The following is a 583-nucleotide window of genomic DNA, read 5'->3' on the forward strand; positions in this document are numbered from 1 at the left end:
GGAACAGAACCGGGAACAGAGTTCATGTGCTTGCGACTAGGCTGGACGGCGGCGTTTTGCGCCACGCTCGTCCTGAATGGAGCGGCCTTCGCCGATGTGACGGTGAGCCAGTCGAATGACCCGAAGGCCGGCCTCGATGGTCGGATGTCGTCTCTCCTTGGGGTTGAGCGCACCGCGCTCGATCAGGTCGCGCCGGGCAAGCTGGCGGCGATTGCCGCCGCGGTCGGGGCGCCCAAGCCCGCCAGCAAGGCCGAGATGCCGCAGATGACCAGCCCCGCGCTGGTGCGCTATGACGCCGGCTTTGTCGATGCGCAGCCCGCCGCGACCGGCGACGATCAATGGCAATGCCTGGCGACCGCGATCTATCACGAGGCGCGCGGCGAGACGATCCGCGGCCAGTTCGCCGTGGCCGAGGTCATCCTGAACCGGGCCGACAGCCCCGCCTATCCGCGCAGCATCTGCGGCGTGGTGCATCAGGGCGGCAAGGGCGGCTGCCAGTTTTCCTTCACCTGCGACGGCAAGTCGGATCGGGTCGGCGAAAAGGCCGCCTGGAGCCGTGCGGCCAAGATCGCGCGGCTGATGA

The 583-nt window shown here is 68.3% G+C and carries 1 protein-coding gene; it reads left to right on the top strand.

The window, feature by feature from the left end; translation table 11 throughout:
• Positions 1–24: 24 nt before the first annotated feature.
• Positions 25–583: cell wall hydrolase (locus V6590_RS20865; protein WP_335425636.1), on the top strand; the 559-nt coding region annotated here is incomplete at its 3' end.

The sequence above is a fragment of the Gemmobacter denitrificans genome (assembly GCF_036964905.1).
Lineage (GTDB): Bacteria > Pseudomonadota > Alphaproteobacteria > Rhodobacterales > Rhodobacteraceae > Gemmobacter > Gemmobacter denitrificans.